Origin of the sequence: Nocardia sienata NBRC 100364 (assembly GCF_001613205.1) — a bacterium.
Taxonomy (GTDB): Bacteria; Actinomycetota; Actinomycetes; order Mycobacteriales; family Mycobacteriaceae; genus Nocardia; species Nocardia sienata.
This window is the reverse complement of record NZ_BDBX01000002.1, coordinates 118,343-144,888: the sequence shown is the minus strand read 5'-3', so window position 1 is coordinate 144,888 and position 26,546 is coordinate 118,343. Positions and strand designations below refer to the sequence as shown.

Sequence of the window (26,546 nt, the reverse complement as noted above, 5' to 3'; positions counted from 1 at the left end):
TAGTTGGTCGAGTATATGGACTATCCACCGACACCGGCCCGGCTCAGGGCTCTACGCGGCCGGCAAGGCCGCATCCGAACAGCTGGTGCGGGTACTCGCCCGCGAACTCGCCTCACGCGCGATCACGGTCGACAGTGTGCTACCCGGCGCCGTACGCACCGACGCGCCGGCCGCCGCGGAGGTCGGGCAGGTAGACAGATCGCCGCGACGATCCCGATGGGCCGAATCGGCGAACCCGCCGATATCGCGCGCCTTCTCGTATTCGAGGAGGACCGGTGGATCACCGGGCATCCCTCGGGGCCTGCTGGGCCCGACCGGCGCAGCTATGCGGTGCGAGCGCTGCTCAGACCCCACTCCTCGGCCAGGAGACGGTGCGAGGTGAGGCGGTCCTCGTGCCGGTGGGTGACACTGGTGATGACGAGTTCGTCGGCGCCGGTGAGATCGCGCAGGGCGGTCAGGCGTGCGGCGACCGAGGCGGGGGTTCCGACGAATTGGGTCTTCACCCGGTCGTCGACCAGCCGCAGTTGCTCGTCGGTCAGCGGTGGCGCGGTTTCGGGGTCGAGGTATTCCGCGGCCCCCGCGCCACTGCGGATACTGGCCACCCAATGGCCGTAGGTGGAGGCCAGATGGCGAGCGGTTGCCTCCTGCGTGGCGACCACGACATCGGCCGAAACCACCAGGTACGGTTCCGGGTAGCGCGGTGAGGGACGGAACGCCGTCCGGTAGGCCTCAACGGTTTCCAGAACCGTCCCCGGGGAGACGTGGTAATTCGCCACGAACGGCAGGCCGAGTGAACCGGCCAGCCGGGCGCTTTCGCCGCCGCTGCTGCCGAACAACCACAGTTCGACCCCGGCGCCCTCACCGGGCACGGCGTGCAGGTCGACGCCGTCGGCGGTCGAATAGGTACCGGCGAGCAGCGCGCGGATCTCCTCGACCTGCCGGGTGTAGTCGAGCGGTTCGGCGCCCGGTAGCCGCAGCGCTTCCAGCGAGGCCACCAGCCGGGTGGTATCGCGAATCCGGTCGGGCGCGAAAGGCGGTGGGACCACCACTCCGTCGCGTACCTCGGTCGGACGTCGCGGGGCGGGCGTGGCCGGGGCGGTTGCGGACCGGAGCGCTCCGATCCGATGTGCCGAACGACCCAGCCCCAGATCGAGCCGCCCGGGGTACAGGGCGTCGATGGTGCCGAACGATTCGACGACCGAGGCCGACGTGCGGTACCCGGCCTGGACCGCGGCCGAACCGACGCGGATGGTCTCGGTGGCCCCGGCGATGAGGGCGATCAGTTCGGTCGGCGCCGAGGAGGCGACGGCGACGAAATGGTGTTCGGCCACCCAGAACCGCCGGTAACCCCACGCCTCGGCGTGCCGGGCGAGGTCGATGGTGTTCCGGATCGCCTGCCGGGCGGTGGATCCGGTGCTGATCGGCGACAGGTCCAGAACGGACAGGGGTACCGTCATGATGCGCGTGCTTTCTCGTCGGCTCGATGGGGATGGCGCAGGCCCAGATGCTCACGCAGGGTCGTACCGGTGTACTCGGTGCGATAGGTGCCGCGGTCCTGTAGTTCCGGGATCACCGTGTCGACGAATTCGTCCAGCCCGGCCGGAGTGAGGTGGGGTACCAGGATGAACCCGTCGGCGGCGTCCTCTTGGACGTAGCGGTCGATTTCGGCGGCGACCTCCGCCGGTGCCCCGACGAACTGCTGGCGTGCGGTGACCTCGATGATCAGCTCGCGGATCGTCAGGTTCTCCGCTTCGGCCCGGGCCCGCCACTGCGCGGCCACCGCCCTCGGGTCCCTGGCGTGGCGCACCCGGCCCCGGGTGATGGTCACATCGTCGAGCGGTTCGATATCGGGCAGTGGGCCGTCGGGGTCGTAGGCGGACAGGTCGCGGCCCCACACCTGTTCCAGGAAGGCGATGGCGGTCTGCGGGCCGACCTGCTGCCGCCGGATGTGCTGGGCGCGTTCCTCGGCGTCGGCGCGGTTGTCGCCGAGAACGAAGGTGGCCGCGGGCAGGATCAGCAGGTCGTCGCGGTGGCGGCCGTATTTGGCGAGCCGGGCCTTCATATCGGCGTAGAACTGCTGTCCCGCTTCGAGTTCGCCGTGCCGGCTGAAGATCGCGTCCGCGGTGGCGGCGCCGAATTCCCGGCCCTCCTCGGAATCCCCGGCCTGCAACTGCACCGGATGGCCCTGCGGGCTGCGCGGGAGTACGAAGGTGCCTTCGATATCGAACTGACTGCTGCGATAACGGAATTCGGGGACAGCGGTGGTGAACACGCCCTGTTCCCGGTCGACGACGAGCGCGTCGGCGGGCCAGCTGTCCCACAGCGTGCGGGTCGCCGCGACCACCTCCGCGGCCCGCGTGTACCGCTGGGCGTGCTCGAGGTACCCGCCGCGGCGGAAGTTCTCGCCGGTGAACGCGTCGGAGGAGGTGACCGCGTTCCAGGCGGCCCGCCCACCGGACAGGTGGTCGAGGGTCGCGAACTGCTTGGCCAGCTCGAACGGCTCGTTGAAGGTCGTATTGATGGTGCCCGCCAGGCCCAGCCGGTCGGTGACCCCGGCGAGGGCGTTGAGCACCGTGAACGTATCGGGGCGGCCGACCACGTCCAGGTCGTGGATCCGGCCGCGGTGCTCGCGCAGCCGCAGACCTTCGGCGAGGAAGAAGAAATCGAACAGTCCGCGTTCGGCCGTCCGGGCCAGGTGGACGAAGGATTCGAAGTCGATCTGGCTACCGGATTCCGGATCGGTCCAGACGGTGGTGTTGTTGACGCCCGGAAAATGGGCGGCGAGATGGATCTGCTTACCCGACTGCGTCTTCGGCATATCGGCCCCGTTCGGTCGCGTAGCGGTTGTGCGGACGCGGCAGGCCGAGCCTGCCGCGGAGGGTGGTGAGCGGGGCCGGGAGCCGGTCCAGGAACGGGGCGAGGGCCAACGGTCGCAGCACGATCCCGTCCGCGGCGCATTCCCGCTGCACCTGCTCGGCCAGCTCCCGCAAGGTGTCGATGGTCCCCACATGGCGAAGACCGTGCGGACCGGCGGTGGCCATCCACTCCTCCAGTTCGGCCACCTCCCGCGCGGCCAGCGCCACCGTCGACGCGAGATGGACCTCGAGATCGAGCAGCACCCGCACCTGCCCGGGATCGCGACCGGCCGCCGCCACCGCGGAACGCAGGACCGACCGGGTCTGGGCGGCGGTGGCCGGGTCCGGGGCGGTGATCCGGATGAGATCGGCGTACCGCACCGCTGTCCGGGTCGCGTGCGGACCCGAGGCGCGCACCGCGATCAGCGGCTGCCCCTGCGGTGGGCGCGGCGTGATCGACGGGCCCTTCACCGAGAAGTTGTCTCCGGCGAAATCGATGTAGTGCAGTTTGTCGCGGTCGATGAACCGGCCCGTGGCACCGTCGCGGAGCTCCGCGTCGTCCTCCCAGCTGTCCCACAACCGGGTGACCACCTCGATCGCCTCGCCGGCTTCGTGCCACAGCGAATCCTCGGACTGCTCGGCTTTGCGGCCGAACAAGCGGGCCTGCTCGGCGCCCGGCGAAACCGTCACCTCCCAGCCCGCGCGGCCGGAGGTCGCGAAGTCGAGGCTCGCGAGCGCTTTCGACAGATGGAACGGTTCGGTATGGGTGACCGGGGCCTGCGGGATCACGCCGAGCCGGGTGGTGGACGTCGCCACCCGGGCGGCGATACCGACCGCCTCGAGCCGTCCCCGGGCGCCGCCCGATTGCAGGGCGAACGAATCCGGTAGGAAGACCAGATCCAGGCCGGCCCGGTCCACGGCGGCCGCCGCGTCGATCCAGTACCCGGCGGTGAAGAGGTCCTCGGCCCGCGAGTCCGCCCGCCGCCAGGACGCGGTATGCGCACCGGTACCGGCCAATTCGACGGCGAACAGCAGGGGCGATACCTGCGTCATCAGGCGGTCCTTTCTCTCGGCCGGTGCGGGCGCGCGCCCCCCGGCACCGCCAGCAGCAGTTCCCGGGTGAACTCGTGCCGCGGCGCTTCGAAGATCTCCGCGGTCCGGCCCGTCTCCACGATGCGGCCCTGCCGCATGACCGCCACCCGATCGCTCATCCCGCGAACCACCGCGAGATCGTGGGAGACGAACAGATAGCTCAGCGACAGTTCGGTCTGCAGCGCGTCGAGCAGGCTCAGGATCTGTTCCTGCACCGAGACATCCAGCGCGGACACCGGTTCGTCGAGGATCACCAGATCCGGGCGCAGGGCCAGGGCGCGGGCGATGGCCACCCGCTGGCGCTGCCCGCCCGACAATTCGGCGGGGCGGCGGTGCGCGGCGGAGACCGGCAGCGCGACCTGGTCGAGCAGTTCGGCGACCCGGTCGCCGCGGGTCGATCGGTCGTCGATCCCGAAGGCCCGCAATGGTTCGGCGACGATGGCGCCGACGCTCAGTTTCGGGTTCAGCGAGGCGTACGGGTTCTGATACACGATCTGGACGCGCCGCCGCCACTCCCGCAGCCGGGCCCCGCGCAGCCCGCCGATATCGGTGCCGTCGAATTCCACGGTGCCGCGGTCGGGCCGCTCCAGCCGGGCGATCATCCGCGCGGTCGTGGACTTGCCGGAACCGGATTCGCCGACGATCGCCAGGGTTTCGCCGCGATCGACGGTCAGCGAGACATCGGTGACGGCCGCGAGCGTGGTACCGCGCCCCACCCGGAAGGATTTGTGCAGACCGTGGGCCGACAACAGCGGTGCGGCGGCGGGGGCACGTTCGAGTCGGCGCGGCCGGCCCGTTCCCGAGGCGGCGGCCAGCAGTCGGCGGGTGTACTCGTGGCGCGGCTCGGTGAACACTTCGGCAGCGGTACCGGATTCCACGATCCGGCCGTGCCGCATCACCACGATCCGGTCGGCGCGGTCGGCGGCGACACCCAGATCGTGGGTGATCAGCAGGACCGCGGTACCCGATTCGGCGGTGCGACCGGCCAGATGGTCGAGGATTCGTCGCTGTACGGTGACGTCGAGCGCGCTGGTCGGTTCGTCGGCGATGACCAGGCTCGGGCCGCAGGCCAGGGCGATCCCGATCAGGACCCGCTGGCGCTGGCCACCCGACAGATCCTGCGGGAACTGCCGGGCCCGCAGGGCCGGGCGATCGATTCCGGCCTCGGTGAGGATCCGGATCACCTCTCCGCGGGCGGTGCGCCGGTCCGCGCGGCCGTGGATCCGCAGCGTTTCGGCGACCTGGTCACCGATGCGCAGCACCGGGTTCAGCGAAACCGCGGGATCCTGCGGCACCAAACCGATCCGGGCGCCGCGGATCCGCCGCCAGCCGCGGGCCGGTAGCCGGTCGAGCCGCTCTCCGGCGAAGGTCACGCTGCCCGCGGTGATCGCTCCGGCACCGCTCAACAGCCCGATCACCGCGTGGGCCAGGCTGGATTTGCCCGACCCGGACTCCCCGACCACGGCGACCGTCTCCCCGGTGCCGATCGTGAGGGATATTCCGTCGACCGCGGTGGTCGACGCCGCGGCGGTGCGGTACTCGACCACCAGATCCTCGACCTGTAGCAGCGGGTCCCCGGTCGCGTTCACAGCGACCACCCGGTCAGGAAGAGTCGCGGCTGCTGTTCGGCCAGCCCGCGCTGGAAGCGCCAGCCGGCGCGTAGGAATCCGCGGATCCGCCGCGCCGCGGCCACCAGCGGATCGCCGGGTTCCGGTCCGGCGGGCGCCGCTTCGCGGCCGGTCCACGCACGGGCGGGGTGGTGACCGGTCCGTGCACGGGCGACTTCGTAACGTGTCACCGCAGTCCCTCCTGAGCGAAGCCCCGGCCCAGGCGCTGGGTGGCGAGCACCACCGCGACGATGACCAGGCCGGGTAACGTGGTCAGCCACCAGGCGGTGGCGAGATAGTTGCGTCCCTCCGAGATCAGCGATCCCCATTCCGGCGTCGGTGGCGCGGCACCGTAGCCGAGAAAACTCAGCGACGACACGGCCAGCACCGCGAGACCGAACTCGACAGCGGCCAGCGCGGCGACCGGCGCGTAGGAATTGCGCAGGACGTGCCGGAAGAGCACCCCGTACCAGCGCACCCCGCAGGCGCGGGCGGCCTCCACGTACGGCGCCTGCCGCACCCGTAGCACCTCGGCGCGCATCACCCGGGCGAACCGTGCGATGAGCGCGACACCGACGGCGAGCGCGACATTGCCGGTGCCGAAACCGAGCACCGTCACCAGGGCAAGCGAGACCAGCAGTTCCGGAATCGACAGCAGCACATCGACACCGCGCATGACGATGCTGTCCAGGGTTCCGCCCACCACACCCGATACCACCCCGAGCAGCGACCCGGCCACCAGCCCGATCGCCACGGCGAGCACGGTCGCGGTCAGCGACAGCGCGGCCGCGTGCACGACCCGGGTGTAGAGGTCGCGACCCAGATTGTCGGTACCGAACCAGTGCTGCGGGCTCGGGCCCCGGAACTTCTCGCTCGGTACACCGGTCAGCGGGTCGCCCCGGGTGAACAGGGCGGGCACCGTCGCCCAGCCGAGGACCAGGACCAGCACCGCCCCGGAGAACACCACACCGGCCGCGGTCCGCCCGCGGCGCGGTGTCCGGATCTTCTCGCGCGGCGGTGCGACGAGTTCGCGAACCTCAGACACGGACCGTCTCCTTCCCACGGAACCCGTCCACCACCCGCGCGTCCACCAGCGGATACACCAGATCCACCAGGAGGTTCACCAGCACATACACCGCCGCGCCGAACACCACGATGCCCTGCACGACCGGGATGTCCTGGTTCAGTACCGCGGTCTGGGTCAGCCGGCCGACACCGGCGCGCGCGAACACCGTTTCCACGATCACCGACCCGGCGAGCACCGTGCCCACCCAGATTCCCGCGATGGTGAGTGCCGGTCCGACCGCCGCGCGCAGCACATGCCGCCGCTGCACCCAGGCGCGGGACGCGCCCTTCGCGAAGGCGACCGCCACGAACGGCTGGTTCCAGGTGGCGATCAGGTTGCTGTAGAGCACCTGCGCGATCACCGCGCCCACCGGTACGGCCAGGGTGGTCGCCGGCAGGATCGTGCCGCTGAACCCGGTACCCCCGAACGCGGGCACCAGCCGCAGCTGGAACGAGAACAGATGCAGCAGGATCAGTCCGACCCAGAAGGTGGGCATGGCCGCCCCGACCGGCGGCAGCGCGGTCAGCAGATCCCGCAACCACGTGCGTTCGGTATAGGCGGCGGCCAGCGCGAGGGCGGCGCCGAACACCACGGCGAGCACCAGCGTCGTACCGGCCAGCGCCAGTGTGGAGGGCAGTGCTTCCCCGATGGCCTCGACGACGGTCTGCCCGGTACTCAGCGAATGCCCCAGATCACCGCGCACCGCGTGGACCACCGCGGTGGCGTACTGCTCCCACACCGGTTTGTCCAGCCCGTACCGGGCCTGCAGTTCGGCGACCGCGGCGGCGTCGACCGGGGTACCGGGGTTGGCGTCCACGGCGAGCTGCACCGGATCGGCGGGGAGCAGGTACAGCACCGCGAAGGAGAGGGTGAACGCCGCCCACAGTACGCCGGCCGCCTGGAGTACACGCAGCAGCACATACCGGGTCAGCGTGGTCATCGGCCGCTCAGCCAGGTGTCGTAGAACTGCAGCCGCGCCGACGCCTCGAAGGTCAAGCCCTGCACCGTGTTCGCGACCCCGATGGCCTGGGAGAGTTCGATGGTCGGGATCCACAATCCCTCGTCGAGCAGCAGCCGCTGCGCCTGTTCGATCAGCCGGCCCCGCTGCGCGCCGTCGACGGTGGCCAGCTGGCCGGACAGCGCGGCGTCGAGCGGCGGGATCGCGCCGCGGTCGTTGAGGTTGCGGGCATCGAGGCCGAAATTGGTGCGCAGGATATCGCCGTCGGCGCGGGTCACGTTGTAGTAGATCGTGTCGAAATCCTTGGTGTTCTGCCGCACGGTGTAGTCGGCGTTGGCGGCCGGTTCCAGCCGCAACTCCACGCCCGCCCCCCGCAGTTGCTGCTGGAGGAGTTCCAGAATCGCCTGGTTACCGGCGAATGCCGCGCTGAACAGCACCCCGAACGACAACCGTTCACCGTTCTTGGCGCGGATACCGTCGCCACCCGGGACCCAGCCCGCCGCGTCCAGCGCCCGCTTCGCCGCGTCGATATCGAAGCCGAGCTCCCCGCTCAGATCGATGTAGCCGGGCGTCGTGTGGGCCAGTGGGCTGGTCGCGGGCCGGAACTGCGGGCCCAGCACCGTATCGACGAGTTCCTGACGGTCGACCGCGGACAGCAGCGCGGTGCGTACCGCGCGGTCGCGCAGCGGGCCCCGCGTCACATTCGGTTGCAGACCGAAGGTGATCCCGGGGTTGGAGGCGGTGGCCACCTGTCCGCCCGCGGCCTCGATCTGCGGCGCGTCCTGGGGCAGAGCGTCGCTGGTCGCGTCCAGCTGACCGGACGCCAGGCTGCCCGTGCGCACCCCGGATTCCGGGACGACCGTGAATTCGATCCGGTCCAGATACGCCTCACCCTGATGCGCGAAAACCGCCGAACCCCAGCGGTATCCGGCGCGTTTGGCGAGCGTCACCGAATCGCCCTGACGGTATTCGGCGTAGGTGAACGGCCCGCTGCCGATGGTATCGCCAAGGCAGCGCTGTTCGGCTTCCTTCGCGGTGGTGGCAGCGGCGAGAATCCCCAGTTGCGGGGTCGACGTCGCTTGCAGGAACTGCACATTCGGGGTGCCGAAACGCACCCGCGCGGTCCGCGGATCCACTACGTCGGTGCCGGTATAGCCGGCGAGATAGGTGGACGCCAGTGGCGCTTTGGCGCCGCCCAGTACGTGCACGATCGAATCGAGCGTGGCACGGACGGATTCCGCGGTCAGCGGGGTGCCGTCGCTGAAGGTCACGCCGTCGCGCAGATGGAAGGTGAAGTTTCGCGCGTCCGGGCTCACCTCCCAGCGCTCGGCCAGCCAGGGCCGGAGCACACCGGTTTCCGGGTCCTGATCGGTCAGCGAGTCGGCGATCTGGCGGGTGACGTAGATCGTCTGGTTGGTGCCGCTCTGCGCCGGATCGGAGCAGGTCGGCGCCTGGGAGAGTCCGTACCGCAGGGTTCCGCCGGGCTGCGGCGGACCGCTGACACCGGTCTGGGTCACCCCGCCTCCGCACGCCGCGAGGGCGAAGGTTGCGGCGAATACCCCGAACAGGGCAACGGATCGTTTCATCGAGTTCTCCGGATCGCACCGCGCCGGGGGCCGGCCGCGGCATCGTCGGGCCGGTGCCGCCCCACGGCGGTCTCCCGGATGCTGGAAAAGACGTTAAGGAGCGACCGGCGTAGCGTCGCCGGTCTCGATCACTCTGAATCCAAACCTTCCGGCTCGGCCGCCTCAGAAAATGGCCGGCCAGTCGCCGGCGCGGTCGAACGCGATGTCGAATGGCAGTTCACCGGGGACGAGGCCAAGGGCATCGATCCCAATCCGATGCTGCCGATATCCGGCGCCGCCATTACCGCCGAGGCGCAGATCAGGTGGCCCGTTCAGGCGCGGGGGTCCGGAGAAATCTTCTCCGAGGCCGGGGTCGACCTCGCCCGGCCGGAGCCGGAAGCACAGCGCACGGTCACTATGCCGGCGACCGCGGCGCCGGCCCACCGGGCCGCGCCGCGACGCCGAGCATATCGAGGACCAATTCCCCGTACTCGGCGGCGATCTCCTCCGCGGTGGCGCCGCCGCCCTCCCGATACCACTGGGCGATTCCCGTGCACATGGTGGCGATCGCCCGCCCCGCCGCCCGCGGATGCGGGGTGGTGAGGCCGCCCGCGGCGGCGGCCGCGGCGATCTCGTCGTCGAGGATCTGCTGGAGTTCCCGGCGCGAGCGGGCGATCCGGGCACGGTCGGCGGGCCGCAGGCTCCGCATCTCGCTGGCGCCGATGAAACCCAGGTCCCGGCGGTGGGTGTGGAACAGCGCGAGCGCCTCCACGATCAGCCGCACCCGTTCGACGCCGTCGCGGCCCTCGGCACGCGCGCCGCGGACCCGCCGGTGCAAATCGTCCATGGTGAGGTCGAGGATGCGCACCAGCACTTCCTGTTTGTCGCGGTAGTGGTGGTAGAGGCCGGGCACGCTGGTCCCCGCGCGCCGCGCCAGCGCCCGCACCGTGGTGCCGTGGTAGCCGATCTCCACGAACAAGGCGATCGCGGCGGTGAGTACCGGATCGAATCCGGGCGGACCGAACTGCCGCCACTCCCCCGGCACGGCCGCGTCGCGTGAAACCGGCACCGCCGGGCGCGCCGCACCGGAGCCGCCGAGCAGATCCCGCGCGGGGACGCCGAGGGCGTCGGCCAGATCGGTGAGACGGTCGACGGAGAGACCGGTGTGCCCGTTCTCCAGCGCGCTCAATGTCGCCGGGCTCACGCCGATCCGCCGCGCGACCTCGCGTAGCGACAGTCCGCCCCGGCGGCGCGCCGCCCGGATCGCCTCGTGCGGCGGTAACGGGGCGTCGGCGATCGGGTCCGGCATGATGTTCAGGATAACCGAACACCTCCCGAACGCCGCGGTGCGTCGTACATGCAGCTGAACGCATTTTTTGACATCCGACCGCGCCGATGAGAGTGTTCATTCGGAGCGATCGCTCGGTTGTTCAGCGATCCGCCGGAACGCCAGGAGGATTGCGATGCCGATCGATCTCACCTATTCCGCCGACGTAGAAGCCTTGGTGGAGCGCACCCGTGTCTTCGTCCGGGAGTCGGTCCTGCCGGTGGAAGACGACAACGGTGGCGATATCACCGCGGCCGGCGGCGACGAGCTGCGGGTCGCCCTGCAGGAGCAGGCGCGGGCGGCCGGGGTATTCGCTCCGCATGCCCCGGTGGAATACGGCGGGCACGGGCTGTCCATGTCCGATCGTGCGCCGGTCTTCGAGGAAGCCGGGTATTCGCTGTTCGGCCCGACGGCGCTGAATATCGCCGCGCCCGACGAGGGCAATGTGCACATGCTCGCGCATATCGCCGACCCCGAGCAGAAAGCCCGCTACCTGGAACCGCTGGCTCGCGGTGACCTGCGTTCCGCCTTCGCGATGACCGAACCCGCCCCCGGCGCCGGCTCGGATCCCGCCGCTCTGGCCACCCGGGCGGCGAAGGTGGACGGCGGCTGGCGGATCAACGGCCACAAACACTTCATCACCGGCGCCGACGGTGCCGGTTTCTTCATCATCATGGCCCGCACCTCCGGTGAACCGGGTCAGCGCGGCGGCGCCACCATGTTTCTCGCGCCCGCCGACACCCCCGGCCTGCGTGTCGGCCGCCATATCGGCACCCTGGACCGTGCCATGATCGGCGGGCACTGCGAGGTCTTCTTCGAGGACCTGTTCGTGCCCGACGACGCGGTCCTCGGTGCCGTCGACCGCGGTTTCGAATACGCACAGGTCCGGCTGGGACCGGCCCGGATGACCCATGTGATGCGCTGGCTCGGCGCCTGCCGCCGGGCCCACGATGTCGCCGTCGCATACGTCGCCGAACGCGAGGGCTTCGGTTCGGTCGTCGGTAATCTCGGTCTCGCACAGAAGATGGTGGCCGACAACGAGATCGATATCGCGGCCACCCGGGCTCTGCTGGTGCGGGCGTGCTGGGAACTGGACAACGGCCGGCAGGCCGGTAACGCGACCTCCATCGCCAAAACCTTCGCCGCCGAGGCCATCTTCCGGGTCGTCGACCGCAGCATCCAGCTCTGCGGCGGGCTGGGTGTCTCCGATGACCTGCCCCTCGCCCGGCTCTCACGTGAGGTCCGGCCGTTCCGGATCTACGACGGGCCCTCCGAGGTGCACCGTTGGGCCATCGCGAAACGCGCGGTCGGCGCCGCCCGCCGCGCCGCCGCGCGCTGAACCGGGAGCGGCCGGCGTACACCTGTGGCGGGTCACGCGCCCGGTCCCCGGCGGAACCGCCCGGTGACGGGCCGGTTCAGGGGTCGAGCGGATTGTTCCGTGTCACGATCAGGGGGTCGGTCGGGGTGAACGGTAGTTCCGGCAGTTCGTCCGTAGCGATGCCGAAGGTCCCCGCCAAGACCTTGCGGGAATAGGCGCTCATGGACGCGCGGTACCCGATATCGGCCGGGGTCGGCTGATCGAAGAAGATCAGCAGGTGCACCCGAGGGGCGTCGACCACCTCGATATGGTGCGGGTAGGCGCGCGGGACGAAGTACACCTCGCCCTCGTTCACCGTGTAGGTGTCCAGGTGCCCGTCGGGGTCCATGATGGTCATCCGCGCCGAACCCTGGTGGACATAGCCCATTTCGGCGGTAACCGGATGCCAGTGCGGTTCGCGCATACCGTCCTCGCGCACCCGCAGCGAGTACATCGAGATATCGTGCAGGGCGGGCCAGAACTGCCGGCGGGCGGTGCGCGCGGAGCCGACCGGGGAGTCGACCGGAGCCGGCATCGCCTCGACGGCGAAATGGTGCGGGTCGCCGAAGTGGGCGCCGGCGGGAATGTCCGGCTCGCCGTCGCGGCGCGCCACCAGGCGTGCGGTCGTGGTGCGGCGGATATCGGCGAAGGCCGCCGCGGGCAGATCGTAGGTATTGCCCAGCACGGCATCGGTCATCGCACCGACGGCGGCGCTGAGGCCGAAGTCCTCGGGCCGTTCGTGCCGGAAGGCCAGGATGAACTCGGCGTCGGTGTCGCCGATGTTCTCGACATGGTGCAGGGCACCGGAGTCGATATGGAACATCTCGCCCGCGGCGACGAGGAACGAGGAGAAACGGCTGCCGTCGTCGAGGACCGAGACCAGCGCCCGGCCGGCCGTGCAGTAGGTGAGCTCGGTGGCATTGGCATGCCAGTGCGGTTCCCGGAACGCTCCGGGAGCCAGCGCGAGCCGTTTGATCGAGAGCCCCGCCAGGATCGGGAAGTTGTCGGCGGTGAGCCGGGTCAGCGTGCCGAGTTCGCTGCGATAGATCTCCTCACCCTGCCACAGCGAGGCGACGTGGACCGATGGACTGCGCATAGATCCTCCTCGAGCGCCGATGGCCCCCTATCGATCATGCGCTCTCGACGGACCGCCGGCCGCCATCGGAGGCCGGCACCGCGCGCAGCCCGGCGAGTCGCCGGGTGGCGGCGGCCATCGATGCGCTCGAACCCCCGCTCGGCAGAGCTGGCGGTGCCAGGAGGAAATAGCGTTCGTCGTGCGGCGAGCCTGCGACCTCGATGCCGCGTCGGGGCCGAGCCCGCCGACGGCGGCGCCCTACGACGTTGACTTTGCCGAGGGCCAGGCGTCTACTGAAGATCTGGAACGTCGAGCTCGTTGCAGCTGGTGGTGGGTGTGGTGAGCGATATGAACAGCGCGGAAGCCGTGACCGGCAAAGCCATGGCGCTCGCGTATGTCGCCGACTTCACCGCATCGGCCTGCCGCGAAATCGACCGCTTCCTTCTCTCATCGGGCCGGCCGACAGCCCGTTGGCTCCAGCCCTCGGCAGCACGCTCCCGCACAGCCGCGTCCCCGGCGCGCGCGAGCACGCAGCGGATACCCGTCGCGGCTCCTGGCCTCTCGAGGCCGCAGCGCCGTGCGGATATGCGCACGCCGGCGCATTCGATACCGACGGCCGGGCTACCCAGCGGCCTCTGGTCCCATAATTCCCGACACCGAATTCAGGTCCTGTCGTGATCATTCTCGGACTCATCCTGTTGATCATCGGATTCCTGTTCAATATCCAGATCCTGTGGATCATCGGAATCATCGTTCTCATCATCGGGCTGGTGCTCCTGGCACTGGGGTCGATGGGGCGCGCGGTCGGCGGGCGACGCCACTACTACTGACGCCGTCGAAGAGGTGCCGGGCGAGCCCGCCCGTCGTCGGCCGATGTCCACTGTCCATCGATGCCATTGACGAATCACACGCGAGGTGAGGAACAGAAATGGCAACCAGCACAATTGTCGCGATCGTTGTGATCGCGGTGGTCGTAATCCTGATCGTCGCCGCACTGATCTGGGCGGCCACGAACAAACGCCGAGAACACCGCCGCATCGAGGCGGAGAGAATGCGCGACGCGGCGTCCGAACGCGCACACCGGGTCGGACAGCGCGAAGCGCTCGCCGACGAGACCGCGGCCAAAGCCCGGGCGGCCGCGGCCGAAGCCGATGCCCAGAAAGCCCGGGCGACCGGCCTCCAGCAACAGGCAGCCGCACACCGGGGTGAGGCCGCCGCCTCTCGCGATGAGCTGGACCAGCAGTTCCAGCGCGCCGACGAGATCGATCCCGACCAGAAGAAGCGGAAGACCACCTAGCAACGCGCGGTGCCGGACTCCGTCGGCGCGGCGCGCGGACCGGCAGCTCAGCGCGTTACCCGGGCGCCCTTCCGGTACCCGGCCGGTTTGTCCGACGACGATGCCGGGTAAGCGGCGGGCATGGTGGCCAGGGATCGAATTGCCGACCCATGGGGTAGCCGTACCCCCTACGGCGCGGGCCGGCAGTGGCCGGCGCGGGTGGATACACACTTGGGTGAGGGCCTCGCCGCCGAGGACGTCGACCACTGGGTGCAGACGGCATCCATCCTGCATTCCAACGGCGACGCACTCGATATCGCGGTCAAGGACGGCCGCATGGTCGGGGTGCGCGGCCGGGCCGTGGACCGGGTCAACCGTGGTCGTCTGGGGCCCAAGGACCTGTTCGGCTGGCAGGCCAATTCCTCCCCGGAACGTCTCACCCGTCCCCTGGTTCGGGAGAACGGCGAACTGATCGCCACCGACTGGGACACAGCCATGACACGCGTCGTCGAACACAGCAAATACCTGCTGTCCGATCAGGGGCCGAGCGCCATCGGTTTCTACACCAGCGGCCAACTGTTCCTCGAGGAGTACTACACCCTGGGAGTCATCGCACACGGCGCCATCGGCACCAACCACGTCGACGGCAACACCCGGCTGTGCACGGCGACAGCGGCCCAGGCGCTGAAGGAATCATTCGCCTGCGATGGACAGCCCGGGTCCTACGCCGACATAGACCACGCCGATGTGATCGCACTGTTCGGTCACAACATGGCAGAAACCCAGCCCATGCTGTGGGCCCGGGTACTGGATCGCCTCGCCGGCGACAATCCCCCGGCGCTCGTCTGCGTCGATCCCCGCTCGACCGCGGTCGCAGAGCATGCCACCGTGCATCTGGCGCCGTTACCGGGCACCAACGTCGCTTTGATGAACGGGATTCTGCACGAGATCATCGGCAACGACTGGATCGATCACGACTACATCGACCGGCACACCGTGGGCTTCGACGAATTGCGTGACCGTGTCACCGGATACCCGCCCGAAAAAGTTGCCGGGATCTGCGGAGTACCCGCCGACGATATCCGCCGGGCCGCCCGGCTGCTGGGAACTTCCGAAGCATTGCTGTCGACGGTGTTGCAGGGCTTCTACCAGTCACATCAGGCCACCGCGGCGGCCGTGCAGGTCAACAACCTGCATCTGATCCGCGGGATGCTGGGCGAGCCCGGGCGGGGGGTGCTGCAGATGAACGGCCAGCCGACCGCGCAGAACACTCGCGAATGCGGTGCCGACGGCGACCTCGCCGGATTCCGGAACTGGAACAACGACGCCCATATCGCCGAGCTGGCCCGGCTGTGGAATATCGATATCGATCAGATCCCGCACTATGCCCCACCCACCCATGCCATGCAGATGCTGCGGTATGCCGAACAGGGATCGGTGCGGATGTTGTGGATCAGCGCCACCAACCCGGCGGTATCCATGCCCGAGCTCGGCCGGATCCGCTCGATCCTGGCCCAGCAACGCCTGTTCGTCGTCGTCCAGGACATATTCCACACCGAGACCACAGCGCTCGCCGACGTCGTACTGCCGGCGGCGACCTGGGGTGAGAAGACCGGAACCTTCACCAACGCCGACCGCACCGTGCACCTGTCCGACAAGGCGATCGAGCCGCCGGGCGAAGCGAAAGCCGACCTCGACATATTCCTCGACTACGCACGCCGCATGGACTTTCGCGACCGCGACGGCGAGCCCCTGCCTTCATGGCACGATCCGGAATCCGCGTTCGAGGCCTGGAAGAAGTGCAGCGCCGGACGCCCCTGCGACTACACCGGTATCAGCTACGACAAGCTCCGCGGCGGCAGCGGAATCCAATGGCCGTGCAATACCGAACACCCCGACGGGACCGAACGCCTGTACGCCGGAGGCGAATTCTGGGCCGCACCGGACTATTGCGAAGCCTACGGAAAAGATCTGGTCACCGGGGCGCCGGTCGAACCCACCGAATACCGGGCGATGAACCCCTCCGGTAAAGCGATCATCAAAGCGGCCGGGTACCTCACCCCGCACGAGCCCCCGAGCCCCGACTATCCGTTCGTCCTCACCACCGGCCGCACCCTCTACCACTTCCACACCCGCACCAAAACCGCCCGGGCACCCCAGCTCCAGACGGCCGCGCCGCAGGTGTGGGTGGAGATCTCACCCGACGACGCCCACGCCGCGGGTGTCACCGAGGGAGGCCTGCTCGAGATCGGTACCCCGCGTGGAGTCCTGCGCGCCAAGGCCCGCATCTGCGGAATCCGGCCCGGGGTGCTGTTCGTGCCCTTCCACTACGGCTACTGGGATGCCACCACCGCAGCGAGTACCGAGCACGACCGTGCCGCCAACGAACTCACCGTCACCGACTGGGACCCGGCCTCCAAACAACCGATCTTCAAAACCGCGGCCGCCCGGATCACTGTGCTCGCCGCCGATACCCGCGGCCCTGCGCCGGCCCCCACCACCACGGCGTCACGCCCCGTCGGCACCTCCCTGCCGGAAACCGTCGGTGGCCGGACGGCTTTCGCCACCGAAACCCCCGAGCCAGTGGGAGAACAGCCGTGAAACTCGACCTCGCGATCCGGGAGCTGTACCGATCCGAACGCAAACTCGCACGCGACCTCACCTCTCTGGCCGCCCGCCATAAAACCGACCACGAGGTGTACTACGTCGCACGCGATATCGCCGGTTGGTCCACAGAGCACGTCCATCGACTCGCCCGGGCCGGCCACCGCTACGGACTCGATCTCGACAGCGACCCCCGCACCGAACCCCGCACCGCTCCCGTCCAAGAACGCCTGAGCACCCTGCTGGGACGCCGAAGCGAACCAGCGCTGCTCCTGCTCATCGACCTGCGTCACCTGCACCGGGTCGCCGCCGGTGTCTCACTCGACTGGGAACTACTCGCACAAGGAGCACAAACGACCAGAGACACCGACCTCCTCGAACTCGCCGAACGCTGCCACCCCGAGACCCTGCGCCAGATGCGCTGGGCCAACTGCATGCTGAAGATTCTCGCTCCCCAGATCCTTGCCTCCTGACCCCGCACCCGCGTCCGAACCGACGACGCTGTAAATCGGAGAATTTCGACTCGGTGGGTGATTCGGCTCCACCTACGGGCGGCGATAGCGATCGGGGCCGGCCGGGTGCTCTTCCGGTGGCCGCCCGGCGGCGAGACGACCGAGACGGCGTCCGGACCGCGCGAGACAGACCGGATGCGAGGGTCGGCGTGCTCGACATGACGAGGAGTGGGCGCGGCACCTTTGTCTCGAATCAGCAGCAGGTCATCTCAATATTGTGACGTATCACAGCAATCGACATCCCGTCACGTAACCTGGGCCCCTGGCCCCGGTACGACAGGGGACATTTCGGAGCATGAAAGCCCGCATCTTCCCGGGTGCCAGATGTATCGACATCGCACCCAGGGGCGTGTGCCATGAGACGTTTACGTGCCGTCACTCTCGCGCTGCTCGTCATCGTGCCGTTGCTCACCGGGCAGGCCGCCGCCCAGCCGCCCGCACTGCCCGCTCCCCCCTTCGCCGGACTCCCGGTCCCGCCACCGCCCGCGGAGGTCGGCGGCGCGATCCTGCCCGCTATCCAGCAGTGGATCGACCAGGTGATTCCGCCGCCGCCGATCGCGCCGGCCCCCCGACCGGCGCCGCCGCCGGAGCAGACGAACGACCTGGCGCCGGGACTCGCGGCGCTGCATCAGGCGGTGCTGCCCGCGCCGGTCGGCGATCCGATATTCGATCTGTGGCCGCCGGACCTCGTCGGCTTCGCCCCGGGTGCGGTGATCGAGGTCCGCGATATCACCGCCTCGGCCGCGCCACTGGTCATTGTGCCGATCCGGCAGGCGGTGCTGTTCAAGTACCGGACCACCGACGCGCAGGGTCGGCCTTCCTTCGCCACAGCCACGCTGGTGATCCCGGCGACCGGCTCACCGGTGCCCGGTGCGCGGCCGGTACTGGTCAACAACCTTCCGATCGACGCGCTCGGCCGTCGATGCACGCCGAGTTATACTCTGGCGCACGGCCTCTCGTTCGAAAGCGCGCTCACCGACTTCGTGCCGCCCACCACCCAGCTGGCCGCACTGCGCGGTTATGCCGTACTCATTCCGGATCACGAGGGCCCGCTGATGGCCTACGCCGAGCCCTACGTCGCGGGCCACGCGGTACTGGATGCGGTGCGCGCGGTGCGCGGCTGGCGGGCGGACGAGTTCGGCGCGAGCAGGTTCGCGATGACCGGCTACTCCGGCGGCGCGATCGCCACACACGGCGCGGCGAAACTGATCGAGAGTTACGCGCCCGATCTCGCACCGGCACTGGTCGGCGCGGCGCTCGGCGGGGTGCCCGCCGACTTCGAGATCCTGGCCCGCAGTATGAACGGCAATCTCGCCTCCGGTGTCTTCATGGCGGCTGTCTTCGGTATCGCCCGCGAGCGGCCCGAGCTCCTGGCCCGGATGAACCACCTCGCCCAGTGGGTGACGACCTCACCGGTAAAAGACCAGTGCATAAGCGTTTTCGCGCTGTTCGGCGCGTTGCTGCTGCCGATCGATATCGCCGCGAATATCGCCGACCCACTACGGTCGACCCTGGCACGCGACATCTACGAGGTGACCCGGATGGCCGGGCTCGCCTCGGCGACACCGCTCTACATCTACAACGGCGAACAGGAGTTCTGGATCCCGGCCGAGGGCGCGCGCAACCTCTACCAGGAGCAGTGCTCACTCGGTGTCACCGCTGTCTACCGCAGTGTGCTCGGCGAGCACATCATCGCCGCGGGCCTCGGCTACCCGGACGCCATGATCTGGCTGGACGAGCGGCTACGCGGTATCCCGGCGCACAGTGAATGCTGACCGCGCGCCGGCGCATTCCGGACAACCCGGCCGGATCTCGGCGAACCTCAGCATTCGCTCGGGGCGGGTTCACCACGCAGGCGCGCGTCGATCCAGCCGCTGAGTTCGGGATAGCCGCTGACGTAACCGAGCAGATGCTCGCCGCCCACGACACGGAAGACAGCGGATACGCCGCGGCCGCACTGTTGCCGATACATGTTCTCGGCGTCGTCGAGCGGAATCCACGGGTCGTGCAAGCCGTGGTAGATGAACAGCGGCACGGCGGAGGTGCGTCCCCTCAGGTCCAACCGGTCGAACATCTTCGCCGCGAACGGACTGTCGAGCGCATTCGCGGTATTCGCCGCGACGTCGATCGGAATGCCGACCACGCCGAGGGGGCCGGAGGCGTCGCCGCAGATATCACGCAGTGGCGAGGTGGCCACCCACTGCCCGAGATTGTTCATATGCTGCAGGATTTCCGGGTGTTCGCGCGCGACGGCCAGCGCGACCGTCAGCAGGATCCCGGAGGAGATGTTGCCGTTGAACTGGTGGGCCACGCTCGAATTGTCGGTGACCAGGCCGCCCGCCGCCGCGCCGATCAGGACGTCGCGCAGCTCCGGCGCGTACTCGTCGAGCAGCATGGCCGTCGCGTAGGAGGCGATCGCGCCACCGGAATAACCGATGGCCACGTATCGGCTGCCGGCGAATTCGTCCGGCGCATAGGTGCGAACCGCGCGGATGGCGTCGAGCATCACATGCCCGGCGGTATTGGGTTCGGCGTACGCCATCAGCGGGCCCTCGTGGTCCGGCATGAGGACCGCGTGTCCCTTGCTCAGCGCCAGCCAGACCGACGGCAGGAATACCGGAAGATCGGTGTTCGGGCGATCCAGCAGGTCGTGTGAGAACTGGAATCCGGGGGTGCAGTGCGAGCCGAGGGAATTGATCGGCATCGCGTTCACCTCCACCGGCCGGGGGCCGGGTCCGGTCCACGCGGCCGCCGGGACGATCAATGTCGCGGTGCCGAACGAGGGACCGCCCGATGCGGAGGTGGACCGGAATTTCAGCAGAGTCGCCCGCGAAATGGGCGTCGCCATCCGCGCGGCGGTCGTCGCGGTGACGTCCCGTTGCTCGATGATCTGGCCGGGCGAGAAATTCGGGAGGTCGGCGGGCCAGGTATCGAAAATGGGATCGCCGGTCGCCGACGGCAACACCCCGCGCCACAGTGATAATCCGGCCTCGTCACCCGCGAATTGCGCCGGCGCCGGGACCGTGCCGTCGATCCACTGCTGCAGCGGTGACGGATCGTTGACCTCCGGCTGCGCGGGGCCGGTCGGTGGATCCGCGTACGCACGGGTCGGGGGTACACCCAACCACGCACAACCGACGAGCACAGTTCCCAGGATTGCCAGAAGCGGCTTCACTACCCTCACCCTCGAGTCGAACAAATTTCCATCAGTATCGACAGTCGCTGCCGAATTCGCCATCGGTGGAGGGGATTGAGGGCCGTTCACAGCGGATCGCCGGTCCCGCTGTGTTTTCCACCACGCAGATGAGATCGTCCGGCCCGGCCGTGGCTCCCGCCGACCGGCTCGCACGACGCTGTGGGTCCGTCCCGCCCGGGTCGGTACCGATCTCCGGGTCGGCGGCGGCTTCCGCGGTGGTGCGGGCAGTGGGGTGGGCGGAGGAACCGGGCGACCGAGGTGCAGTTTGCAGGTGTAGACCGGCCGAGCTGCACGGCCGCGACACGAACCGCAGGCCATCGGTATCCCTCCGCTACCGGCCGGATCGATCGCTTTCCTCCCCTGTCACGTCCCGCATACCGCGGCAGGCACGACGCGAGTACCCCGCGACGATCGGTTGGTCGGTGTTTGCCCTTCCACGGCCGGGGTAGGCGCGGACGTAGGACGATGTGAGAGGAGATGCCGACGATGCGATCGATCGCCGGTCGAAGAAAGGCCGAACTGAGCGGGCAATATTGTGTGCTGGCGCGGCGGCGTCGCGGACATCGGCATCTCGAAGCACTGCGGCAGCGCACCGTGGCCGGTGCGGACCGAGACCGCCGAGATGCGCCGACGGAGCCCTTGGCCGGCGGCCGCCGGCGCACCGGTCTTCTGTCGGTCGGCGCCGCAGTAACCGTCGAACACCTGCCTCCGCTCCGCCGCGGCGAGAACATTTCCGCGTCATGAGTAACGATCCACGCCCCCTCAGCGGCTATACGGCCACGATCCTGGCCTATGCCGGGACACTCGGCGCCGTGACGCTGCTGGGCGGTCTCACCGGCCGCCGGCTCCCCGACTCCATGAGCACTCGCGACCTCGTGGTCACAGCGTTGGCCGCCCACAAACTGTCGCGGCTGATGACGAAGGGCACCGTCACCGCTCCCGTACGCGCCCCCTTCACCCAGCCCACCGGCGACGGCGGCCCCGGGGAAGTCATGGAGCGGCCGCGCGCCGAGGACGGCGTCGGCCACAGCATCGGAGAACTGCTCAGCTGTCCCTTCTGCTTCGACGTCTGGCTCATCACCGCCATAACCATCGGGCACGTCTTCGCCCCACGAGCGACCCGAACGGTGACCGAGGCCACGGCGGCGCTGGCCGGCGCCGACTTCCTGCACCTCGCCTATGCGACCGCCCAGCAGATCGCAGAAGGAGAACATCCGGTGGTCGACCCGAGCGGCGCGCCCGGTGGACCCGAGCGGGCATAGTTGCCGCGCCGGTCCGCTGATTGCCCGAGGCCGGTCGGCATGCCAGGCTGTTCGACGTGCTGCTAGCCGAGGTCGCCGCCGCGTCCGCCGATATCGCGTCGGCATCGGCCCGGCGGGCCAAGACCGACCGGCTCGCCGCGCTGCTGAGTCGTGCCGCGGCAGACGGCGGCGCACACCTGGTCGCGGTGACCGCGTCCTGGCTTTCCGGGGATCTGCCGCAACGCCAGATCGGCGTGGGCCGGTCCGCGCTGCGGTCGCTGCCGCCGCCCGCGTCGACGCCGACTCTCACGGTCGCCGATGTCGACGCGCGATTCACCCGGATCGGTGCGGTCGCTGGGAAGGGCGCGCGGACCGCACGCGCCGAACTGGTGCGCGATCTGTTCGAGACGGCCTCCGGCACCGAGCAGACATTCCTGCGCCGGCTGCTCAGCGGCGAATTGCGGCAGGGCGCGCTGGCCGGAGTGATGGCCGACGCGATCGCCGGAGCTGCCGGGGTACCCGCCGCCGATGTCCGACGCGCGGCGATGCTGGCCGGCGCGCTGCCCTCCGTCGCGGCCGCGGCTCTCACCGGCGGCCGGCCGGCGCTGGCGGAGTTCCGGCTACGCGCGGGGCAACCGGTCGGGCCGATGCTCGCCCAGACCGCGACCGGGGTCGCCGACGCACTCCGACGACTCGGCGGCACAGCCGTTCTCGAAGCCAAGCTGGACGGCGCGCGGGTGCAGATCCATCGGGCCGGATCGGCGGTCTCGATCTATACCCGCAGCCTCGACGAGGTCACCGGCCGGCTCCCCGAGGTCGTCGCGGCCACACTCGCGCTGCCCGCCACCGATCTGATCGCCGATGCCGAGGCCATAGCGTTGCGACCCGATGGACGGCCGCATCGATTCCAGGTCACTGCCGCCCGGTTCGGCCGCAGGCAGGCGGGCGATCTAGAACCGCTGTCGGTGTTCTTCTTCGACCTGCTGCATCTCGACGGCAGAGATCTCCTCGATCTACCGACCCGCGACAGGCTCGCCGCCCTCGACACGCTCGTTCCCGGCGCCCAGCGGGTCGATCGCCTGGTGACCGCCGACCCGGATGCGGCACAACAGTTCCTGGACCGCACGCTGGCCGCCGGACACGAGGGTGTGATGGCGAAGTCACCGTCGGCGCCGTACGAGGCCGGCCGTCGCGGCGCCGGCTGGCTCAAGGTCAAACCCGTGCACACCTTGGACCTGGTGGTCCTCGCCGTCGAATGGGGATCCGGCCGACGCACCGGGACGTTGTCCAATATCCACCTGGGCGCTCGTGATCCGGCCACCGGCGGGTACGTAATGCTGGGTAAGACGTTCAAAGGGATGACCGACGCCATGCTGGAGTGGCAGACCCGGCGCTTCATCGAACTCGCCGACGGTTCGACCGAAGGGTACGTCGTGCGACTGCGGCCCGAACAGGTCGTCGAGATCGCTTTCGACGGAGTGCAGGGGTCGACACGCTATCCCGGCGGGCTGGCGCTGCGGTTCGCACGCGTGGTGCGCTACCGCGACGACAAATCCCCGGCGGAGGCCGATACGGTCGATACCGTCCGCGCGCTCTACGAACAGGGCGGTTGAATCGGCCCGGCCGGACCGTGGCCGCCGGAACGACGCGCGGCATCACGTGGACCCCGGATGTCCGGGCGCCGGCCTGCGTGTTCCGCGGCGCCCCGGTGGCACTACCCCGTCATGAACTCCTCGGCCGCCGGGATCGGCAGCCGCGGGCCGGTCAGCCGGCGAGGTGGCGGCTGATCACCAGGCGCTGGATCTGGTTGGTGCCCTCGAAGATCTGCGTGATCTTGGCTTCCCGCATATAGCGTTCGACACGGAAATCCCGGGTGTATCCGTAACCACCGAACACCTGCACCGCATCGGTGGTGACCTTCATCGCCGCATCGGTGGCGACCAATTTGGCCACCGATGCCTGACGCGAATACGACAGCCCGGCGTCGCGACGGCGGGCGGCGTCCAGATAGGTCGCACGCGCCGAATCCACCGCGGCAGCCATATCGGCCAGCAGGAAACCCAGCCCCTGATGATCGATGATCCTGCGGCCGAATGCTGTTCGCTGCTGCGCGTAGGCCACCGCCTCGTCCAGCGCGGCCTGGGCGAGCCCGACCGCGACCGCGGCGATGCCCAGCCGGCCGGAATCCAACGCGCTGAACGCGATCTGCAAGCCCTGCCCCTCCGCGCCGATCCGGCGTTCGGCGGGCACGAAGGCATCGTCGTAGTGCGCGGAGGTGGTCGGCACCGCGTGCAGACCCATCTTCTCCTCCGGCCTACCGAAACTCAGCCCCTCGGTGTCCTTGGGCACCAGGAAACACGAGATACCCTTCGATCCCTCGCCGGTCCGCGCGAACAGGTTGTAGAAATCGGCGATACCGCCGTGGGTGATCCACGCCTTGGCACCGTCGACCCGGTATCCGCCCTCGACGGCGGTGGCCTTACAGGTCAGCGCGGCGGCATCCGAACCCGCCTGCGGCTCGGACAGACTGTAGGCGCCGATCGTGCCGCCGCCCAGCATATCGGGCAGCCAACGCTGCTTCTGCTCCGCGCTACCGAACTCCATCAGCGGGTAACAGGCCAGACTGTGCACGCTCACCGCCACCGCGACCGCGGCCCAGCGCGCGGCGATCTCCTCCAGCACCTGCAGGTACACCTCGTACGGCTGTCCACCCCCGCCCCACTCCTGCGGATACGGCAGGCTCAGCAGCCCTGCCTCCCCCAGCGTGGCGAACACGCCCTCGGGATAGGTCGCGGCCTTCTCGTGCTCGTCGACGATCGGGGCCAGCACCTTATCGGCCACATCGCGGGTCAGCCGGATGAGATCCCGCGCCTCGCCGGTGGGCAGGAGTCGATCGACAGCCACAGGAAGGTCCTCCGGTGATACGTGGGACAGTACTTTGCTCCCCGTCACAGTACTGTTCCGGACCCAGTACTGCAAGGAGCTCCGCAGTACTATTTCCGGCATGGAACAGCGCTCGACCTTCGCGACCCCCCGCCGCACCGAACTGTTCGACGAGCTGGTCGGGCTGTTCCTCGCCGAAGGGTTCGCCCACCTGACGCTCGACGCCATCGCGGCGCGCCTGCGCTGCTCCAAATCCACGCTCTACACCCTCGCCGGCAGCAAGGAACAGCTGGTCACCGCCGCCACCGTGCATTTCTTCAAACGCGCCACCGCAACCGTCGAAGCCGGAGTATCCGCGACCGACGGGTCCCTGGAGCGCATCGCCGCCTACCTCACCGCGGTCGGCGCAGCCCTCTCCGCCGCGTCGGCCCGGTTCATGACCGACCTCGACGCCTTCGCGCCTGCCCGCGAGGTCTACGAACGCAACACCCGCATCGCCGCCCGCCGCGTCCAGGAACTCATCGACGACGGCGTCGCCACCGGCGAATTCCGCGGCGTCCACGCCGCGTTCGCCGCCGACCTGGCCGCCACCATGATGGTGCGTATCCAGCAGGGCGGTGTCCGCACCCGCACCGGACTCGACGACGCCGCCGCCTATCGCGAACTCGCCGCCATCCTCACCCACGGCATCAGCGCCCGGTAGCTTCGTCGCCGTATCCTCGCTTCCGCCGGACGGACCGAGCCGGCCGGATACGAGCCGAATGGCCGTCCACCACCGATCGCGCCCCGCACCCGCAGCCCGTGCCGATTCCGATCCCGGAATCGCCGCGGCGGCTACGGCACCTTCCGGCGACACACAACTCAGGCGTCGGCCCACGTCGAGCCGGAGGAACACCGACGCCGGAGCACCGTCGCCGAAGCCGGTGCCCGTACCGCCACCGCCTCCGAACCGAGCGGACGAGCGGTAGGTTGAACGGCGCGGGTCGCGACCGCGGACCGACCGGCACGAACACGACGAGACCTCGTCCGCCACGAAGGAGCACGGGCTTGACAGACCGGGCACAGGACGAGCGCGGCCTCGGCGAAGACCGCGAAGCGCTGGGCCGCCGCCTGCGCGAAGCCAGGAAACGCAAGCGACTCACCATCCGGGAGGTCGCGGCGGCCGTCGGTGTCAGCGTGGGCACCTGGAGCGCGACCGAGAACGGACTGACCAGGATTACCGAGGACCGGCTCACCGCGGCCGCCCGGCTGTTCGGCGCCGACCGCGACGAGTTGCTCCGGTCCGCCGCACCCGAGAGCGACGATGCTGCCTCGTGGCGCGATTTTCCTTCCCTGCAACTGCCCGCGCCACTACACGGCGCGCTGGAGGCATTCGTGGAAGTCGGATACCACGGGGCCACCATCCGCGATATAGGAGCGCGCGCCGATCTCTCTGTCGCCGGTATCTACCACCACTGGCCGACCAAGCAGGATCTGCTCGTCGCGCTGCTGGATCTGACCATGGCCGACCTGCAGCAACGCTGCCGCGCCGCGCGCGCCGAAGGCGACGGACCCGTGCAACGACTGGCCTTTCTCGTCGAATGCCTCGCGCTGTTCCACACCTACCGCCGCGAACTCGGCTTCCTCGGGGCCAGCGAGATGCGCAGCCTGCAAGAGCCGCACCGGTCGCGAATCGTGCGAGCCCGGCGGAACGTCCAGGACATGGTGGACGACGAAGTCGTCGAGGGATGCCGGCGCGGCCTGATGGACACCCCGGTCCCACGCGAGGCCGCACGCGCGATCGTCACCCTCTGCACAGCGCTGCCGCAGTGGTGGTCACCTTCGGGCGGGATGTCGCCGGAAACGACCGCCCGGCAGTACACCGAGTTCGCGGCGGACCTCGTACGAGTCCGGCGTTGAGGCGGCGCGCGGGCTGAATCCCTAGCGCGACCG

At 69.4% G+C, this 26,546-nt stretch carries 23 protein-coding genes; 11 read left to right on the top strand and 12 right to left on the bottom strand.

Translation table 11 applies throughout. The features are described 5' to 3' along the window. The first annotated feature begins 85 nt into the window (after nt 1–85). Nucleotides 86–382, top strand: coding sequence for a hypothetical protein (locus tag NS4_RS33100; protein ID WP_245664939.1), 297 nt, complete (start codon nt 86–88; stop codon nt 380–382). Here the strand turns inward: NS4_RS33100 and NS4_RS01100 are convergent. The 9 genes from NS4_RS01100 to NS4_RS01055 form a co-directional block, all read right to left on the bottom strand. Next, the gene (locus NS4_RS01100; RefSeq protein ID WP_063057565.1) at nt 324–1,457 is read right to left on the bottom strand and encodes an LLM class flavin-dependent oxidoreductase; all 1,134 of its coding nucleotides are present in this window, start codon (nt 1,455–1,457) and stop codon (nt 324–326) included. The genes NS4_RS33100 and NS4_RS01100 overlap by 59 nt on opposite strands. Continuing rightward, on the bottom strand, nt 1,454–2,818 hold the full coding sequence (locus NS4_RS01095) for an NtaA/DmoA family FMN-dependent monooxygenase (protein WP_063057564.1): 1,365 nt from the start codon (nt 2,816–2,818) through the stop codon (nt 1,454–1,456). The genes NS4_RS01100 and NS4_RS01095 overlap by 4 nt, the downstream gene beginning before the upstream one ends. Then, a complete protein-coding gene (locus NS4_RS01090) occupies nt 2,796–3,908 on the bottom strand; it encodes an LLM class flavin-dependent oxidoreductase (protein WP_063057563.1) in 1,113 nt (370 codons plus the stop codon). Before NS4_RS01090 ends, NS4_RS01095 begins: the two co-directional genes overlap by 23 nt. Further along, nucleotides 3,908–5,536 carry a dipeptide ABC transporter ATP-binding protein gene (locus tag NS4_RS01085; RefSeq protein ID WP_063057592.1) on the bottom strand — a complete coding sequence of 543 codons (1,629 nt, stop codon included), beginning with the start codon at nt 5,534–5,536 and terminating at the stop codon, nt 3,908–3,910. The genes NS4_RS01090 and NS4_RS01085 overlap by 1 nt, the downstream gene beginning before the upstream one ends. Then, nucleotides 5,533–5,745, bottom strand: a complete 213-nt coding sequence (locus NS4_RS01080; RefSeq protein WP_063057562.1) for a hypothetical protein — start codon at nt 5,743–5,745, stop codon at nt 5,533–5,535. Before NS4_RS01080 ends, NS4_RS01085 begins: the two co-directional genes overlap by 4 nt. Next, a complete protein-coding gene (locus NS4_RS01075; RefSeq protein ID WP_063057590.1) occupies nt 5,742–6,557 on the bottom strand; it encodes an ABC transporter permease in 816 nt (271 codons plus the stop codon). Before NS4_RS01075 ends, NS4_RS01080 begins: the two co-directional genes overlap by 4 nt. A 34-nt stretch (nt 6,558–6,591) precedes the next feature. Next, entirely contained in the window at nt 6,592–7,551 is a 960-nt protein-coding gene (locus tag NS4_RS01070; protein WP_063057591.1) for an ABC transporter permease, read from the bottom strand. A gap of 5 nt (nt 7,552–7,556) precedes the next feature. Next, entirely contained in the window at nt 7,557–9,164 is a 1,608-nt protein-coding gene (locus NS4_RS01065) for an ABC transporter substrate-binding protein (RefSeq protein ID WP_063057561.1), read from the bottom strand. Nucleotides 9,165–9,558: 394 nt separating this feature from the next. Beyond that, a complete protein-coding gene (locus tag NS4_RS01055) occupies nt 9,559–10,452 on the bottom strand; it encodes a TetR-type transcription factor C-terminal domain-containing protein (RefSeq protein WP_063057559.1) in 894 nt (297 codons plus the stop codon). A 154-nt stretch (nt 10,453–10,606) separates the two neighbouring features. On the opposite strand from NS4_RS01055, the gene NS4_RS01050 reads away from it, so the two are divergent. Next, nucleotides 10,607–11,809: an acyl-CoA dehydrogenase family protein gene (locus tag NS4_RS01050; RefSeq protein ID WP_063057558.1), complete on the top strand. Its 1,203-nt coding sequence runs from the start codon at nt 10,607–10,609 to the stop codon at nt 11,807–11,809. 76 nt (nt 11,810–11,885) lie between these two features. Here NS4_RS01050 and NS4_RS01045 read toward each other — a convergent pair whose 3' ends face one another. After that, on the bottom strand, nt 11,886–12,923 hold the full coding sequence (locus tag NS4_RS01045; protein ID WP_063057557.1) for a cupin domain-containing protein: 1,038 nt from the start codon (nt 12,921–12,923) through the stop codon (nt 11,886–11,888). Nucleotides 12,924–13,576: 653 nt separating this feature from the next. On the opposite strand from NS4_RS01045, the gene NS4_RS32560 reads away from it, so the two are divergent. From NS4_RS32560 to NS4_RS01020, 5 genes are all read left to right on the top strand, one after another. Further along, nucleotides 13,577–13,732, top strand: a complete 156-nt coding sequence (locus tag NS4_RS32560; RefSeq protein WP_169811711.1) for a DUF6131 family protein — start codon at nt 13,577–13,579, stop codon at nt 13,730–13,732. A 98-nt stretch (nt 13,733–13,830) separates the two neighbouring features. Further along, complete coding sequence (locus NS4_RS01035) at nt 13,831–14,199, top strand: hypothetical protein (RefSeq protein ID WP_063057555.1); 369 nt, start codon at nt 13,831–13,833, stop codon at nt 14,197–14,199. Nucleotides 14,200–14,322: 123 nt separating this feature from the next. Beyond that, nucleotides 14,323–16,779 (top strand): molybdopterin oxidoreductase family protein, encoded by a 2,457-nt coding sequence (locus NS4_RS01030; RefSeq protein WP_063057589.1) that lies wholly within the window; start codon nt 14,323–14,325, stop codon nt 16,777–16,779. Further along, entirely contained in the window at nt 16,776–17,255 is a 480-nt protein-coding gene (locus tag NS4_RS01025) for a hypothetical protein (protein ID WP_063057554.1), read from the top strand. Before NS4_RS01030 ends, NS4_RS01025 begins: the two co-directional genes overlap by 4 nt. 395 nt (nt 17,256–17,650) lie before the next feature. Continuing rightward, nucleotides 17,651–19,069, top strand: a complete 1,419-nt coding sequence (locus tag NS4_RS01020; protein ID WP_063057553.1) for a lipase family protein — start codon at nt 17,651–17,653, stop codon at nt 19,067–19,069. Nucleotides 19,070–19,116: 47 nt separating this feature from the next. On the opposite strand, the gene NS4_RS01015 is transcribed toward NS4_RS01020, so the two are convergent. Continuing rightward, the gene (locus tag NS4_RS01015; RefSeq protein WP_063057552.1) at nt 19,117–20,469 is read right to left on the bottom strand and encodes a lipase family protein; all 1,353 of its coding nucleotides are present in this window, start codon (nt 20,467–20,469) and stop codon (nt 19,117–19,119) included. Between the two features lie 761 nt (nt 20,470–21,230). On the opposite strand from NS4_RS01015, the gene NS4_RS01010 reads away from it, so the two are divergent. Together NS4_RS01010 and NS4_RS01005 are read left to right on the top strand one after the other, a co-directional pair. Beyond that, nucleotides 21,231–21,752: a DUF1360 domain-containing protein gene (locus tag NS4_RS01010; RefSeq protein ID WP_084486484.1), complete on the top strand. Its 522-nt coding sequence runs from the start codon at nt 21,231–21,233 to the stop codon at nt 21,750–21,752. A gap of 56 nt (nt 21,753–21,808) precedes the next feature. Further along, a complete protein-coding gene (locus tag NS4_RS01005; RefSeq protein ID WP_063057588.1) occupies nt 21,809–23,344 on the top strand; it encodes an ATP-dependent DNA ligase in 1,536 nt (511 codons plus the stop codon). A 151-nt stretch (nt 23,345–23,495) separates the two neighbouring features. Here NS4_RS01005 and NS4_RS01000 read toward each other — a convergent pair whose 3' ends face one another. After that, nucleotides 23,496–24,635 carry an acyl-CoA dehydrogenase family protein gene (locus tag NS4_RS01000; RefSeq protein WP_063057551.1) on the bottom strand — a complete coding sequence of 380 codons (1,140 nt, stop codon included), beginning with the start codon at nt 24,633–24,635 and terminating at the stop codon, nt 23,496–23,498. 100 nt (nt 24,636–24,735) lie between these two features. On the opposite strand from NS4_RS01000, the gene NS4_RS00995 reads away from it, so the two are divergent. Together NS4_RS00995 and NS4_RS32555 are read left to right on the top strand one after the other, a co-directional pair. Next, entirely contained in the window at nt 24,736–25,317 is a 582-nt protein-coding gene (locus tag NS4_RS00995; RefSeq protein WP_063057550.1) for a TetR/AcrR family transcriptional regulator, read from the top strand. Nucleotides 25,318–25,661: 344 nt separating this feature from the next. Further along, entirely contained in the window at nt 25,662–26,513 is an 852-nt protein-coding gene (locus NS4_RS32555; RefSeq protein ID WP_063057549.1) for a TetR-type transcription factor C-terminal domain-containing protein, read from the top strand. Nucleotides 26,514–26,546 lie beyond the last annotated feature (33 nt).